A 15,540-nucleotide genomic window follows, 5' to 3' on the forward strand; every position below is an offset into this window, starting at 1 on the left:
GCGTTGACCATCGCTCTTTGGGTGAGTGCGTGTGCACACCTCGAGAGTGCCCCCGAGGGTACCCCGGATGGACCCCTGGGGACGCCGGGCCTGGGCGAAGGGCGTGTCGGGAAGCTGTTCGAGTGCTTCGCCCTCCTGCAGCGCAAGAGTCCCGAGTCGCTCTACTGGGTCTCGCCGCTCGAGGAAGCCGAGGGCTACTACGTCACGACCCAGTTCCAGCACCTGCCCATCCGGATGTACAGCGGCCACGAGATCGTGATCTTCGGCAAGGAGTCCGCGACGTACTATTGGATGCCCGGGGCCGAGCACGATGCGACGGGCTCCGTGCCCCTGGGGCTCTACCGCGTGGCGGCTGAGCTGCCGGAGCCTGGCAGGACGGTGCATCTGCGGCTGGACAAGCGTTACCCGACCGCGTTCGTCCTGGTGGGCCAGGGCGCCGAGCCGGAGGGCTCGGTCCAGCGCGTCCTTCCGCGCAAGCTCCTGGAGTGGATCATCAACGAGGAACTGCATGAGTTGGCGCACTACAGCCTGAACTTCCAGCTCCAGGCGCTTCGCTCCGGCCTCCCGCGTGAGCAGGTGGCGGCCGTGATGGCCGATGGCTCCGTGGCATCCTCGTGCCGGAACATCTCGCCGCGGCTGGACACGGCGCTGGGGCTCCTCGAGGGCGCGCTGACCGCATCCGGGACTCCAGGGACACGATGATTCGTCGGAGTTTGTTCGCCGGCTTCGCGGTTGCCGTGCTGCTGGGAGGAGTGCTGCTGGCGTACCAGCCCGTGACGGGGTCGCTCCCGGAGGGCGCCAGCGGCGAGGCGTCGGGTTTCCACTGGCGGCACGTCGCCGAGCGGCTGCGCATCATCTCCGCCGAGAGCCACTTCATTGGCACCCGGGCGCATCGCGAGGTGTACCGGTACATCCTCGAGGAGGCCGCGAAGAACCCGGGGGTCCAGGTCGAGCTGCAGTCGGTCGAGGCGAGCTACCGCGCGTGGGAGCCGTTCGCGATCGCCACCGTGAACAACGTCGTGGCGCGGCTGCCCGGCACCCAGGGAGGGCGGAGCGTGCTGGTGGTGGCGCATTACGACTCGGCCCCCACCAGTCCGGGCGCGGCCGACGACGGGACCGCGGTGGCCGCCATGTTGGAGGTGTTGCGCCTGATGGCGAGTGGAACGCGCCCGCGCAACGACCTCGTCTTCCTGTTCGCCGACGCGGAAGAGGTGGGCTCCATGGGCGCCAGCGCCTTCCTGGAGGCGCTGACCCCCGCCGAGCGCGAGCGGATCGCCACGGTGCTGAACTTCGATGCACGCGGCAACCGGGGACCCGTGGTCATGTTCGAGACCAGCCAGGACAACGGCTGGCTCATCGAGCAGTTCGCCACCGCGAGCCCGTCTCCGGTGGGCCACTCCCTGGCGAGCGCGATCTACGGCCTGCTGAAGAACGGCACCGACTTCTCGGTCTTCCGTGACGCCGGGATGAGCGGGCTGAACTTCGCGTACTTCGACGGGTTGGAGGTGTACCACACGCGCGGAGAGTCGGCCGCCAGCGTCGACCCGCGCAGCATCCAGCACCAGGGCGAGCAGATGCTGGCCCTGGTGCGGCAACTGGCGAACGAGGACCTGAGCCACGTCGTCAGCCCACCCGTCATCTACTTCGATGTGCTCGGCCTGTTCGTGGTCCGGTACGGACTCTGGTTGGGCCAGGTACTCGCGCTGGGGTGCGCACTGGGGCTGGGGCTGCTGCTCTTCCGGGGCGTGCGCTCGGGACAGCTGCGGCTGGGGCGCTGTGGTGTGGCGCTGGCCGTCGCGCTGGGGGGGGTGGTGCTCCCCGCGCTGCTGGCCTGGCTGCTGTGGGGCGCGGTGCGGTGGTTGGAGCCCCGGTACATGCTGTTGCCCGGGGAGACCTCCGTCTCCACGGAGCGCTACTTCATCGGGCTGCTGGTGCTGGCGGCGGCGGTGATCGCGTGGGGGGCGCATGCCGTGAGGCGCCTCCTGACACCGGCGGAGCTGGCGGTTGGCGCGCTGGTGCCGTGGACGATGCTGGCCGTGCTCAGTGTGTTCCTGTTGCCGGGCACCAGCTACTTCTTCCAGTGGCCGCAGCTCTGCGGGCTGGGGTTGCTCTCCCTCTTGCTGCGCGAGGAACGACAGCCGTCCGCGCCGTCCTCCCTGGCCCTGGGGCTCGCTCCGCTGCTGTTCGTTCCCTCCATCCTGCTGGTCGTCCCGCTCACCCGGCTGCTCTACGCCGCGTTTGGCATGACGGGCATCGCCCTGGTCATCGCCCTGTGGTCGCTGGGGTGGACCCTTTTCGTGCCGTTCCTTCGCTTCATCCTGGGCGGGCCACTGGTCTGGTGTGCCCGCCTGGGGGTCGTCGCGGGGGGCGCTCTCTTCGTGGCCGCGTTCGTCATGCGGGTATTCGATTCGTCCCAGCCGAGCATGAACTCCCTGGTGTACCTGCTGGACATCGACCAGAAGAAGGCGTTCTGGGTCTCGGGAGATCCCTTCCTCGACGAGTGGACCGGGCCGAGCCTCGGGGCCGGTGCGCGGCAGGAGCAACTGGAGCACTACTTCCCGTACGTGGACTGGAAGGTGTTCGTGGCGGAGACCTCCGTACGTGAATACCCCGCTCCGGGCCTCGAGGTGCTGGCCGATACCCGGCAAGGTGCGCGGCGGCAGGTGGCGATCCGCCTGCTGCCACGGCTCGACGCCTCGATGCTCGAGCTGCGGGTCTCCCCCGCGAAGCTCCTGGGGGTCGAGGTCGCCGGCAAGCACTATGGGCCAGCCGAGCTGCGCAGCGACTGGGGACGGTTGATCTTCCAGTTCTGGACGCCGGCCACGACCGGTGTCGACATGAAGTTGCTCCTGGAAGAGGACCTCCAGGTGGAGCTGCGCCTGAGCGAGGTGCGGTACGGCAGCGAGTCCACGGAGCCGCTGTTCCCCCAGCGGAGACCCGCGGACAAGAGCCCCTATCCCTTCGGCTGGTTCTCGGATTCGGTGCGTGTCACCCAGGCGGTGCGGCTATGAGCCAGTCAGCTGAGGGGAGGGTGGTCGAGTCCGAGCGGCTCTTCAACAGGAGGATCACCGCCTATTACGTCTATTTCGTCGCCAGCCAGACCGCGTTCGATCGTGGCATCTTCGTGCTCTTCCTGCTGTCGAAGCAGTTCTCGGGCGAGCAGATCGGGCTGTTGCAGGCCTCCCTGTTCTGGGCCACCGTCGCCTCCGAAGTGCCCACGGGAATCATCGGGGACAAGTACGGCAAGAAGCTGAGCGTGGGCATCGGCCTGGGCCTGTTCATCTCCTACTGCGCCAGCGTCATCCTCTTCTCCGGGTTCGCGCCGTTCCTGCTCCTGTATTGCGTCTACGGCGTCGCCAAGAGCTTCATCTCGGGCTCGGATCGCGCGCTCCTCTTCGATTACCTGAAGGCCCATGGCCGCGAGGAGGACTTCCTGCGCATCGACTCGCGCGCCAGGGCGCTGGGGGCCTTCGCCATGGCGATCGCCATCGTGGCAGGAGGGTACCTGCAGCGCGTGTCCTGGTCGCTGGTCTACATCGCCTACGGCCTGGCGTTCGTGGTCAGCCTCGTGGCCTGGTCGCGGATGCGCGACGTGGAGTCCGAGGTGGGGTCCGACACGTCGCAGGGGGCCAGGACGGGAATCCTCCAGCAGATCGGCCAGTTCTTCTTCCAGCAGCCAGGCAAGGGCCTGACGATGCTCATCGTCGCGTCCGCGCTCCTGGTGGGGGCGCTCACCCCGTACTACATCTTCTCCCAGGCCATCTTCAAAGCCTACGGGCTGGAGCCCTACCAGATTGGTACGGTCATCGCCGTGGCGGAGGTGCTGGCCGCTGGCTCCTACCTGCTGGCCGAGCGCGTCTCGCGCCTGTTGTCGCTCGAGCATGCGCTCTACCTCGCCGCGGCGCTGGCGGCGGGTCTGCTGGTGCTCAATGGCGTGCATGAGTTGCGGCTGATGGTGGTCGCCTTCCTGAGCGTGACCGCGCTGGGTCCGCTGTGCGAGGTGCTCGTTGGCAACTACCTCATCGGCAAGGTGCCGGGCCCCATCCGCGCCTCGGCCATGTCCATTGTCTCCTTCGTGGAGTCCATGGTCATCAGCGTGGGATACCTTGGCTACGGCTATGCCCTCGAGCTGATCGACATCCGCCAGTTCGTCGTGGCGAGCGCGCTCCTGCCCTGTATGGCGGCCGGGTGCGCGTTCGTCTACTTCAGGAGAGCGAGGAGCGCACTCGCATGAGCACGAAAATGAATCCCGAGACCCTGGTCGATCTGATGCGCCAGCGGGCGGAGACCTTCGGTGAGCGCCCGGTGTACAGCTTGTTGTCGGATGGGAAGCTCGTGGAGCAACTCGGCTTCACGGCGCTCCAGGCGCATGCCACGGGGGTCGCGGCACGGCTCTCCGAGCACACCGCCGTGGGCGATCGGGTCCTTCTGCTGTGCCCGCCGGGGCTCGACTACATCCGGGCGTTCTTCGGCTGTCTGCTCGCCAGCCGGATCGCGGTCCCCGCGTACCCGCCGCGCAACAACCGGCACATGTTGCGCCTGCTGGCGATCATCCAGGACAGCCAGGCCACCTGTGTCCTGACCACCCGCGCGCTTCGCGACAAGCTCCACTCCAGCCTCCAGGCCACCGGCGGTCAGGTGCGCGCGGAGATCGTGGCGGTGGACGAGGTGGATGTGTCGTCCGGGCGGACCTGGGACGGGCCCGTGCCGCGGGCCTCCGAGGTGGCCTTCCTGCAGTACACCTCGGGTTCCACGGGCTCGCCCAAGGGCGTCATGGTGACGCATCGCAACCTGATGATGAACAGCGCCATGAGCGCGGACGCCTTCGAGCTGACGACCGACTCCGTCTACGTCTCGTGGCTGCCGCTGTTCCATGACATGGGCCTCATGGGGATGCTGCAGGGCGTCTACTCGGGCATGCACACGTTCCTGATGTCGCCTCTCGACTTCGTGACCCGGCCTTCGCGCTGGCTGGAGGCGATCTCCAAGCACCGGGCCACGATCAGCGGCGGACCCAACTTCGCCTACGAGCTGTGCACCACCAAGATCACCGATGAGGAGCTCCGGGGTCTGGACCTGTCGTGCTGGCGCATCGCGTTCAATGGTTCGGAGCCCGTACAGGCCGAGGTGCTGCATCGATTCAGCCAACGCTTCCAGGCGTGCGGCTTCCGGCGCCAGGCGCACTACCCCTGCTACGGGCTGGCCGAGGCGACCTTGTTCGTCTCGGGCTCCGCCGGTCCGCGCGAGCCGGTGATCAAGGCCCTGTCGAGAGCCCGGCTGGTGGAGCACGAGGTGCGCGAGGTGATGGGCCCCCAGGACGAGGTGAAGCACCTCGTGAGCTGTGGGCGGGCGTTTCACGACGAGTCCATCAAGATCGTGGATGCCGAGACGCGGACCGAGCTGCCCGAAGGCCGGCTGGGGGAGGTCTGGATCTCCGGCTCGCATGTGGCCAGGGGTTATTGGCGCAACGAGTCAGCCACCGAGGAGACCTTCCACGCCGTCCTCCCGGGCGATTCCCGCCACTTCCTGCGCACCGGGGACCTGGGCTTCCTGGACAAGGGGGAGCTGTACATCACCGGGCGGCTCAAGGATCTGATCATCGTCCGCGGGCAGAACCACTACCCCCAGGACATCGAGGTGACCGCCCAGCAGAGCCACCCCGCGCTGGTGGCGGGTGGTGGCGCGGCCTTCGCGCTCTCGCCGTCGGAGGGGGAGCCCGAGGGCACCGAGCGTGTCGTGCTGGTGCAGGAGGTGCGCCGCACCGCCCGGAATCAACCGCTCGAGGGGGTGATCGCCGCCATCAAGGAGGCGGTGACGGAGGCCCTGGGGGTGGAGCTGCATCAAGTCGTGCTGGTGCAGGAGCAGAGCATTCCCAAGACGTCCAGCGGGAAGATCCAGCGCCGCCAGACCCGGCAGCTCTTCCTGGAGAGCGGGCTGAAGCGGATCGCGGTGGACGGTGGCGCCTCGGAGTCTGAGACCGCGGCGGGTGGCGCGGGCCCCCTCCCGGCCGCCACGCGGGCCTTGCTGCAGGCCCCGCCGGCGCAAGCTCGGGCCCTGCTGGAGAACACCGTCAAGAGCCTGGCGTCCCAGGTCCTCAAGCGCCCCTTCATCCTGCTCGACGCGCGCCAGCCCCTGAGGAACTACGGCCTGAACGAGGCAACCACCCAGGTTCTGCGCACCCGGCTGCGTGAGGAGCTTGGCGTCGAGCTCGCGGCGGCCATCCCGGAGTCAGCCTCGATTGGTACCCTGGCCGAGCTGCTCCTCTCCCAACTCGTCGGGTTGCACGCGGAGTGAACGGGTGGGCGGAGGGGGCTGTAATTCCTGACATAACAGGGCTTCAAGGATTTACTTCAATGCCTACTAAATGTTAAGAGTGGGGGGGCATGGAATCCTTGAAACGACGTTCTCTCGTCGTGGTCGGGACCGGACCAGCGCAATTGGAAGAACCCGCGGTTCCGGTGGGAAAGACATCCTGGACGGGCCACGCCATGGGTCATCATGGCGAGGTGTTCCAGGGCGTCGTGCGGGATCAGCAGGGGCGTCTGCACCGAGCCCTGTGTTCGCTGCCCTGTGGAGGCTTGAGCTCGGAGGCCGTGTTTCATGTGGGCACCGGCAAGGGCATCGTCGTCTACCCCGCGTGGAAGACGAAGGCGCGCCGCGCCGCGCAACTGGCGCTGGAATGGGCCGGCCGGAGCGAGACGGGTGGCTATCTGGAGGTGAGCAGCGACATCCCGCCTGGCTGGGGGCTCGGCTCCTCGACCAGTGATGTCACCGCGGCGCTGCGAGCGGTCTTCGCCGCACTGCAGATGGACGTGGGCAATGAGGTCGTGGCCAGACTGGCGGTGAAGGCCGAGACGGCTTGTGACTCGACCATCTTCAACCAGTCCGCGGTGCTGTTCGCGCATCGTGAGGGCGAGGTGCTGGAGGACCTGGGCGGGCCGATCCCCGAGTGTGAGGTGCTCGGCTTCAACTCGGATGACAGCGGGAACGGAGTCGACACGCTCGAGTTCAGCCCGGCGCGCTACGGTCCCAAGGAGATCGAGACCTTCGCCGAGCTGCTCGGGGTGCTGCGGCGGGCGATCCGGGCCCAGGATGTGCGGCTGTTGGGGCAGGTGGCGACCGCGTGCGCGCGCATCAACCAGGCCTATCTGCCCACGCCGCGGTTCGAGCAGCTCGAGGAGGTGGTGAGCCGCGTGGGGGCCGTCGGCATCCAGGTGGCCCACAGCGGCACCGTCGTCGGCCTGCTGTTCGATCCACGCGGCCCCGAGAAGGACACCCGGATCCAGACGGCTCGGGAGGAACTCGTACGCCTGGGGTTCTCGAGGCAGTGGAGCTTCTCCACCACGAAGGTGGAGCCGTTGCACTTCGAGGATTAGTCGAGGCGAGGGGGCCGCTCACCGTGGCTCCCCTCGTTACTCCCAATGTTCCGCGCGCATCTCGGGATTCATGGGGACCGGGCGGAAGTGCAGCAACTTGCGAGCGAGCCAGGCTGGAGGCGTGAAGGCCTCGTCCGAGGCGTTTTCGGGAAGCCGGAGCGTTCGCTCCTCGCCGTGGCGCCGGTAGCGGACGAAGAACGTGCCGCCCTCCTCCTTCTTCTGCGCCAGGAGCCGGCGGAACTCGAACCAGGTCAACATCCACCCGCGCTCCTTCACGTGGTTCAGCTCCTCACTGGAGGACTCGAGAATCTCCACGAGGTCTTCCTGGAAGTGCGCGACGCGCAGGCCCTTGCAGGGCATGAGCAGGTGATTGCACCGCCCCCCCTCCGTGTAGAGGTTGGAGTACATCGCGAAGGCCGAGCCCGTCTTCAGCCCGAGGTAGGGGCACAAGCCGTTGAACACCAGGAGCACGATCAGGACCTGGGCACCCCGGGGCGCCTGGCGCAAGGCCGACCAGGAGAGGGCCTGGACTCGCGCGCGAGATACCTCCAGGGACAGCCAGCTGGCCATGCAGCAGAAGGTGAGGCCCAGGAACGCCAGGCGTCCCACGAAACGGATGTACGCCGCGGGATCTGCTCCCGGCTCGGGGAAGGGCGTCACGAGGGCCAGCCCGAGCAGCACGAGTGCCACCCCCCCGAGTACCCCCCGCCGCACGGGACTCCACGTGACGGTGGGTTCCGCCTCCTGGGGCGAGGGGTCCAGACGGCGACGGAGCGGCTCGAGCAGTCCCGGCAACGACAACGAGTACAGCCCGAAGAGCATGATCGAGAAGCTGAGGATGTAGGGGTTGGGATGGAGCCCCAGCAGCAGATGGAAGACGAGCCCGAACCCCACCGCGTAGGGCACGGTGCGGCGGAAACACAGACCCACGGCCAGCCAGGCCTCGGACGCCAGGGTCCCCCAGACGGGAATCCACGCGGGCAGGGACGCGGGCAGGACGGGGTACGAGTCCACCGTCTCCAGGTAGAGATCATGGGCCGCGCTGTGCTCGGGCGACAGGAACCCCGTGTTGAGCTTGTGGAAGGTGACGAATGCGTAGACGAGCACGAGCTGCAGTCTGAGCAGCGGGGCGAACCGTTCGAAGCCACGTTCCAGGCGGCCTTCCGGTGAGCGTCCCCGCTCGTCCGAGAAGAGGCACACCAGGATCGTGAGGTTCATGAAGAGCGTGAGGAGCGAGTGGTTGGGAACCACCGGGAGCTTCACCAGGGTGAGCAGGCTCCACACGGCCGCCAGCGTGGCCAGCCGCTTCGCCGAATCCGGACGCAGCAGGAGCCAGAGCGCGGGAACCGCGGGGATGAGCTCGGCCAGCACCCACGCTCCCCACTTCCAATCCGGGGCCGTCGCGACCGTGTGGGCCAGCGCGTAGATGGCCCAGGCAATGTTGAACAGGACCGGGTGGGTTTTGAGCTGGCGCATCGGCCCCCCATTCCATAGCAGGCTCGGAACGAGATGCGCAGCAGCTCCCCACGGGGAGCGCGGACCTTCTCGCTCCGTTCGCGGAAACTCAGCCCTTGGACACGGCACACTGCCGCCTGGTGTCGAAGCGCAGGACGTCCCCCGGCAACCAGCGTATCACCCGTGTTTCTCCACCCTGCTCGGCGATGCGGCTTTCGATCTGCCCGAGCACCTGGGCTTCGGGCGGCTCTCCGTCCCCCCAGCCGATGTCTTCGATCTCGAGCCCGATACCCCTGAAGCCATTGGCATACGGTGCGAAGGCCTTCGCCTTGGACGAGACGCAGACGTTGCCAATTCCCTGGGGCCCCAGCGTCACGGAGGGGCCGTGCTTGCCCGCGCGAGAGCGGACCAGCTTCTGCAGCTCCGAGACGGGAAGCACCATCCAGAAGGTGAACAAGCCCTGCCAGAACGGAGCCCCGGTCATTTCCCGGCAGCAGCTCAGGATCAAATCGGGCTCACCCCTCCGGGCCACGGACTGCTTCAGCACCTCCTCGACGGAACCCAGGGAGTCGGTGCCACTGTCCACCAGCACGATCACCGAGAACCCTGGCGTGTGGATGCGGTAGCAGTTCCCCCAGTTGCGAACATTCTCGGGCGGCAGAGGCCCATCGAGAGTCGGCTGCTCGCCGAAGAAGGGAAGGATATCGATTTCGATGTCCTTGATGCGCACGGTCTCCCCCCAGGCGGGAGCCAGGGCGTTCTGTCCGACATCCTTCAAGGATTGGAGCATGTCGTCCTGGGCCAGGAGCGAGGGGAAGGGAATCCTGGGAACGATGACCGGAACATGGCCATCACCGCCGTAGCGCATGATGGAAGGGATGTGCCAGTGATCCAGGTGGCTGTGGGTGATCAGCATGGCATCGATCGCCACATCCATATTGGAGGGAGATTGATCCAGATTCGACAGGCCGAGCGGTCCACAAGCCGCCAGACCCACCGGATCGATCAGGATCTTCGCCTGCTCTGAAGCGATGAGGAGCGATGCGTGTTCCAGACGCTGGATGCCCGTCCCTTCGAACCTGGGCCACTTCAGCCCTTCGGCTCCGCCAGACGCAGTCACCTCGATGATGCGCGGCTCGGACAGGGCCTCGGAGAGGGCGGACCAGGGCTTGCCCTGCAGAGACTCGCGCAGCAGTCGCGCCACCTCGGGGAGCTGCTCCCGGCTGGCACCCGTCATGATGGGGTCGGCCTCCGGGTGGAAGAACGCCAGCGCCCACTGGCTGCGATCCTGGTGCATGTCGTACAGCAAGGACTTGCTGGCGATGCAGCCCCCGTTCTTCACCGACTCGAGATCGAACAGCTCTCCGAGAGAGGGTTCCCTCTCCAACATCTGCTTCAAGAGGTCCGCGCAGCGGTGGGGCTCGAACCCGGCCTCCAGAAACGAATTCAAGAGCTCTTCTTGATAGCTGAGCAGCAGACTGAAGTCTTGAAGCCGGGTCGCCAGCACACCCGTGGTGAAGAAGATGCCCAGCTGATCAGGTACTGACACACTGCCTCCGTCGGGGATTGTTCCTGCCCCCGAGTATAGGCGGAAAGGGAGGCTCAGGCGTCGTCGGCGCGGCCCAGGACGCGCAGCACCCGGAAGTGCTCCATGAGGATCTCTTCGTTCTCGTCGAACGTGAGACCCAGGCTCTCGGCCTCGCGCCGGAAGTAGGCCAGGTGCCCGTCGTACCAGCCCTCGAGGGTGAGGTCCCCCTCTGCTTCGAGCGTGGCGAAGGACTGGTCCACGTCCGCGAAACGCAGCGTGCGGACCTCCACGGTTTCGATCACGCAGCACGGGTGGCCGAAGCCATCGGTCACGAGGGACACGAGCCCGGGCCAGGGCGCCGTGATGCCCTTGAGCTTCATGGCACGCAGCCACCCCGCGGTGCCGCGCTTGCGGCCACAGGTGACCAGGTGCGCCAACCGGGAGGCCACCTCCGGCGTGTTGCCGAAAGAGAAGACGTCGAGCTCGCGCGAGGGGGGCTCCCAGCCTCCGAGCATGCACTCGACGTACGTCGTCCAGAGCCACCGGTCGAGTCCCGTTGGGGCCGTGAGCGAGAGCGCCCGCGAGAGGGGTTCCCAGGTGAAGTGCGGGCTGGCGGGCACGGACGCCGCGTCCACGACGAACACGAAATCGCGAGGCGCGCGCCCATCCCCTGGCACGAGCGAGCCCACGGGCAGCGGCAGCGTCAGCCCGGTGAGCCCGTGCACGTGTTGGTGGATGGCGACTCGCGGCCGCATGGGCCAGGGACCCACGGCCTCGGGGACACTCCAGCCCTCGGGGGTCCGCACGAGCAGGCATTGGTGGGTGCGGCTCAGGATGAGCGCACGGGTTCGGGCGGACGGGGCGTTGTTCATACGGACGTCCTCTCACTCCTCCCGGGGGGAGGCCAGCTCGTCTTCGAGCAGCCCCAACACCGTGTCCAGCCGCGGTGAGAGATTGCGGCAGGCCGCGGCGACGGTGCCATCCGCCATCACCGAGGCCACCCGGTCGCGCAGGACGCCCGCCCGCAGCGCCTGGACCTGGAAGTTCAGGCTGACATGCACGAGCTCCCGCAGCTCTTCGTTGATGACCGAGGCGGCCAACGGTCGGGGGAAGACAGGCTGGACGGGCCCTTCCGGCTCGGCGCCCTGGTGTGTCAGGGCGAAGGCGGTCGGGTGACGTTTGTCGAAACGCAGGCGTACCGTCTTGTCGGATTCAGGCAGTCGCAGCTCCACCCGGTGGACACCCGGGGGGACGAAGCCGGTGGCATCGGGCCGCGCACCGGGCATCCAGTAGTACGCGCTGTGCTCCCTGCTGAAGACCACCACCTCGTGACCGCTGTAGTGGCGGATTGCCGCGTGATGGAACTGGGTCGTGACGTAATGGCCCTCGGCTTCCCGGAGGGGCGAGACCCAGTAGAGAGACTCGGGGCTCTTGCGCTGCAAGGTGACGAAGCAGTCGAACAGCGCTCCGAGCCGCTGACCGCCGCCCCCCTTCCCAAACAGCCGGGGGAGCACGGAAAGAAGTGATATGTTCGAAAGCATGAGTGGGGGGACACTCTAGCCGATCCTCCGCGACTCAACCCTGGTTTCAACAGCAAGCATTCGCCGCGAGCGAAGGGAGCAAGCTCATGCAGCAGCCGGTTCATCGGGTCCTGCAGTACTTCGGCGGACTCCGCAGCCTGGCCGAGTCTCTCAAGGGTGACGAGGTGATCTACTCGGGCATCCGTCCCTACGACTACCACGCGGGCAACCGGATCGTGCTCGCGGTGTATCCCCACCTGCTGGCGAGGAGTCTGGCCCAGCGAGGCCTCGAGCCGCGGTTCCGGTATGTCATCACGCTCAATGATCTCGAGCCTTCGGTCTATGACGACACCGTCTTCCGCGCCACCGGTGCCTCCTACCAGCTGGCGACCCAGGTGGATGCGATCATCGGCAAGGTGGAGGGCGACCTGGTCCACCTGCGCAAGGAGTTCCCCCGGATCGAGATCCAGTACTACAAGACCTCGGACATGGTGGGCACACCGCACTTCCAGCGCGCGGTGAGCCTCATGATGCAGGAGCCGGTGGCGTTCCTCCGGCACTTCCTGCGAGAGGAGATCCTGGAGCAGCTGCCGCCCGAGCTGTTGTCGATGAGCGAGTTCTTCGGGCTCGTCTGTCCCTCCTGCAAGGTCCCCGTCCACGCGCGCCAGGCCCCGAAGCTCGAGGCGGCGACGTGCGAGGGGTGCAACACCCCGCTGAGCACGCACGGAGCGCTGCGTTATTGGATGTACTTCGTCCCACTCCTGGCCCTCAAGCTGCGCGTGGTGCAGCCGGACGTGGTCCTGCTGGGGGGTGACTACCTCGAGGCCGATGAGGGGGCGCTCGTGCTGAAGCAGTCCTGCAAGCTCGAGGAGATCCTCGAGTTCTACGGGATGCTGGAGGGAGGGCGGCCGTTGACCTTCCTCATTCCCCCGCTGCTCATGGGCAAGGACGGCCAGAAGATGAGCAAGTCCTTGGGGAACGTCGTCCCCTACCGCTATGAAGAGGTCCTCGCCGCGTGTGGTTCCAGCGATGGCTCACGGCTGACCCTCTAACATCCAGGTGACCGGAGAATGTCCCAGGAATTGGAAGTGAATCAGTTGGTCGATGGGGTCTGGTGGTCGATGCCGGACCTGACCACGGATCGCCCGGTGATTGGCGCCATCGCGGGAGCGGACGCCACGCTCATGGTCGACGCGGGCGCCTCGCCAGCACATGTGGGCCCTTTTCTCGATGAGCTGCGCAAGCAGGGGGCTCCGCCGGTCCGCTACGTCATCTACACGCATTCTCACTGGGACCATGTCTGGGGCGGCTCGGAGATCAAGGCCCGCCATCAGCCGGTGTTCATCGCCCACGAGCTGACCCGCGACAAGGTGCTCGCCCAGTCTCGGTTGTCCTGGGATGACGCCAGTCTGGCCGAGCGCGTCCGCCTCGGGGATGTGGAGTCCTTCAGCCTCGAGCACATCAAGGCGGAGCACCCGTCCCGCGGCCAGATGGTCATCGTTCCCCCGTCGGTGGGCTTCCAGAAGCAACTGGAGATCGATCTGGGCGGAGTGCGCTGCCTGGTGGAACACGTGGGGGGCGATCACTCACCCGACTCGACGCTCGTCTACGCCCGGGAGCGCAAGGTCGTCTTCGCGGGCGACGCGGCCTATACCGCGGTCTCCGGGCTGCGCCACTACACACGGCAGGTCATCTTCCAGCTCCTGGATCATGTCCTGGCGTTCGATGCCGAGATGTTCGTCCTCTCGCATACGCCCGCCCCACTGCCGCGCGAGCAGATGAACGCGCTGCGGGAGATCCTGTGGCGCGTCGCCACCCTCACCCTCGATGAGCGCCGGCCCGAGCAGGAGGTCGTCGATCAGCTGACCCAGGCCGATATTCCCTTCCCGCTCTCACCGGAGTTCGTGAGCGAGCTGGTGGATGCCTTCAAATCGGGTGCTGCGTCGCACCCGAAGCCTTGACCCTCTTGAAGTAGACGAAGGTACACCCGGCCGCCGCACAGGGCAGGAGCGCGCTGAGGGCGATGAGCCGGGGGAGCTGCTCCGCCTCGAGCGCATAGCCATAGCAGACATATCCCAGGCTGATGACCGCGGACTGCACGAACGAGACGAATGACAGGGCCGAGGCCCGGATGGGGCCCGGCACCTTGCCGATGAAGTAGTTGCCGAGCAGCACTTCCATGAGCGGGCCAATGGAGACCACGAGCAGGAAGACGAACATCATCAGCCACAGGTTGCTCAAGCGGTTGAGCAGCAGCAGGCCCGCGGTCAGTGCCGCCGCGAGGTAGAACGCACGATCGACCGAGAGCCAGCGGGAGACGTACTCGGCCAGTAGATAGGCCCCGCAGGCCAGCACCTCCGCCAGCGAGATGATGGAACCAATCTGATAGGGCTCCAGCCCGTAGCCCTGGAAGAGCGCCTGGGCGAAGATGTAGTACGGGGTGATGGCCCCCGCGAGGAAGGCGGTCCCGACGACGATCCACATCAGGCGGCGTCCGGGCTGACGCAGGAAGAACCGGCCGAGCTGCTGGACGATGCCGATCCCGTGCTCGTGAGCCTCCCCGCCGTCCGCCACCGGCCGGAGGTCCTGAAGCCGCGACCAGGCCGCGAGGCTGATGACGAACGCCAGGCCATACGCGATGTAGACGAGCGACCAGGACACGCGCTGGAGGTACCCGCCCACGACGATGGCCACGGCGAGCGAGAGCGCCCCCAGCGCCTTGGAGCGTGCATCGATGCGCAGGAAGTCGCCCTCGCGGCCATGCGCCTTCAGGTAGTCGAAGAGCAGGGCGCGGTCCGAGCCCGAGATGAAGCTCTTGGCGACGCCGAAGGTGCAATACAGCAGCAGGAAGGGCACGAAGCCCGAGGCCAGGATGACGCCCGCGCAGTAGAGGATGAACAGCCCCAGCCCCAGGGAGACGCTCTGCTTCCTGCCAAACCTGTCCCCCATCATCCCGGTGGGCACCTCGGAGGCGACAGTCGCCCAGAACAGGACGGCTTGCAGCAGGCCGATCTGCTCGCCCGAGAACTGCCTCGACATCAGGAACAGCACGAAGATGCCGCGAGGGAACGCGGCCTGACTGGCGAGGTAATAAATGTAATAAGCGAGGATCTTCCCCTGGACGCCACGCCCCGGAGCGCTCGCCCCCATGGAGGGCTCACTCCCCAGGGAAGCGCTCACGGCTTCACCATGGAGCTGCTGGCAGGAGGGTGTTGAGAGGCTTCCCCGGAGTCACTCATGGACTTCCTGCTTATCAAAAATTTCCTGAGTGGAAGCAAGCGTCTATCCAGGCGGCTCTTCTCCCCTCCGACTCTTGCCCGAACGGGGAGTGCATTGTAAAAACGCGAACTCCCATGAATTCCCATTGTGACGACTGCCGCTGGTGGCTTGAAGTTGAAGGTGCGTCCTGATCGACTTGCTGAGCGATACGGTAACGCCGCCGACCCCCGCCATGGTGGCCATCGCGGGCGCGTCGTTGGGTGCGGCCGTGTTGCGCACCGGCCCCTGAGTGAACTTCGCGGTCACACCCTCGTACGCCGCGGCTCGCCCCTCACGATGACCTACTCCTCGGGCACTCATGCGCCTGGGCGACGAGGCATCGCAGGGAGTGCCTGGAAGTACATCAATAATTGAAGTCTGGACGGACCTGAGACCTCTCAGC

The 15,540-nt window shown here is 66.8% G+C and carries 12 protein-coding genes; 7 read left to right on the forward strand and 5 right to left on the reverse strand.

The features are described from left to right. Nucleotides 1-3 precede the first annotated feature (3 nt). From CYFUS_RS22100 to CYFUS_RS22120, 5 genes are all read left to right on the forward strand, one after another. Nucleotides 4-702 carry a hypothetical protein gene (locus tag CYFUS_RS22100; protein WP_095987025.1) on the forward strand — a complete coding sequence of 233 codons (699 nt, stop codon included), beginning with the start codon at nucleotides 4-6 and terminating at the stop codon, nucleotides 700-702. Next, a complete protein-coding gene (locus CYFUS_RS22105) occupies nucleotides 699-3,011 on the forward strand; it encodes a M20/M25/M40 family metallo-hydrolase (protein WP_095987026.1) in 2,313 nt (770 codons plus the stop codon). The genes CYFUS_RS22100 and CYFUS_RS22105 overlap by 4 nt, the downstream gene beginning before the upstream one ends. Next, nucleotides 3,008-4,234 (forward strand): MFS transporter, encoded by a 1,227-nt coding sequence (locus CYFUS_RS22110; RefSeq protein WP_095987027.1) that lies wholly within the window; start codon nucleotides 3,008-3,010, stop codon nucleotides 4,232-4,234. Before CYFUS_RS22105 ends, CYFUS_RS22110 begins: the two co-directional genes overlap by 4 nt. Beyond that, nucleotides 4,231-6,294: an AMP-binding protein gene (locus CYFUS_RS22115; protein WP_095987028.1), complete on the forward strand. Its 2,064-nt coding sequence runs from the start codon at nucleotides 4,231-4,233 to the stop codon at nucleotides 6,292-6,294. Before CYFUS_RS22110 ends, CYFUS_RS22115 begins: the two co-directional genes overlap by 4 nt. Before the next feature lie 194 nt (nucleotides 6,295-6,488). After that, nucleotides 6,489-7,376 carry a kinase gene (locus tag CYFUS_RS22120; RefSeq protein ID WP_095987029.1) on the forward strand — a complete coding sequence of 296 codons (888 nt, stop codon included), beginning with the start codon at nucleotides 6,489-6,491 and terminating at the stop codon, nucleotides 7,374-7,376. Nucleotides 7,377-7,412: 36 nt separating this feature from the next. Here the strand turns inward: CYFUS_RS22120 and CYFUS_RS22125 are convergent, their stop codons facing one another. The 4 genes from CYFUS_RS22125 to CYFUS_RS22140 all read right to left on the reverse strand — a co-directional run bounded on the left by CYFUS_RS22125 (nucleotide 7,413) and on the right by CYFUS_RS22140 (nucleotide 11,900). Beyond that, nucleotides 7,413-8,852 (reverse strand): hypothetical protein, encoded by a 1,440-nt coding sequence (locus CYFUS_RS22125; RefSeq protein ID WP_095987030.1) that lies wholly within the window; start codon nucleotides 8,850-8,852, stop codon nucleotides 7,413-7,415. Between the two features lie 88 nt (nucleotides 8,853-8,940). Further along, nucleotides 8,941-10,380, reverse strand: a complete 1,440-nt coding sequence (locus CYFUS_RS22130; protein ID WP_095987031.1) for an MBL fold metallo-hydrolase — start codon at nucleotides 10,378-10,380, stop codon at nucleotides 8,941-8,943. Between the two features lie 53 nt (nucleotides 10,381-10,433). Then, nucleotides 10,434-11,231, reverse strand: a complete 798-nt coding sequence (locus CYFUS_RS22135) for an ASCH domain-containing protein (protein ID WP_095987032.1) — start codon at nucleotides 11,229-11,231, stop codon at nucleotides 10,434-10,436. A 12-nt stretch (nucleotides 11,232-11,243) separates the two neighbouring features. Next, nucleotides 11,244-11,900 carry a hypothetical protein gene (locus tag CYFUS_RS22140; RefSeq protein WP_157758586.1) on the reverse strand — a complete coding sequence of 219 codons (657 nt, stop codon included), beginning with the start codon at nucleotides 11,898-11,900 and terminating at the stop codon, nucleotides 11,244-11,246. Between the two features lie 86 nt (nucleotides 11,901-11,986). Between CYFUS_RS22140 and CYFUS_RS22145 the strand changes: the two genes are divergently transcribed. Further along, nucleotides 11,987-12,931: a hypothetical protein gene (locus CYFUS_RS22145; RefSeq protein WP_095987034.1), complete on the forward strand. Its 945-nt coding sequence runs from the start codon at nucleotides 11,987-11,989 to the stop codon at nucleotides 12,929-12,931. A gap of 36 nt (nucleotides 12,932-12,967) precedes the next feature. Beyond that, entirely contained in the window at nucleotides 12,968-13,840 is an 873-nt protein-coding gene (locus CYFUS_RS22150; RefSeq protein WP_157758587.1) for an MBL fold metallo-hydrolase, read from the forward strand. On the opposite strand, the gene CYFUS_RS22155 is transcribed toward CYFUS_RS22150, so the two are convergent. Then, nucleotides 13,806-15,059 carry an MFS transporter gene (locus CYFUS_RS22155; RefSeq protein WP_232537709.1) on the reverse strand — a complete coding sequence of 418 codons (1,254 nt, stop codon included), beginning with the start codon at nucleotides 15,057-15,059 and terminating at the stop codon, nucleotides 13,806-13,808. The genes CYFUS_RS22150 and CYFUS_RS22155 overlap by 35 nt on opposite strands. Nucleotides 15,060-15,540: the final 481 nt, after the last annotated feature.

Source organism: Cystobacter fuscus, from assembly GCF_002305875.1.
Taxonomy (GTDB): Bacteria; Myxococcota; Myxococcia; order Myxococcales; family Myxococcaceae; genus Cystobacter; species Cystobacter fuscus_A.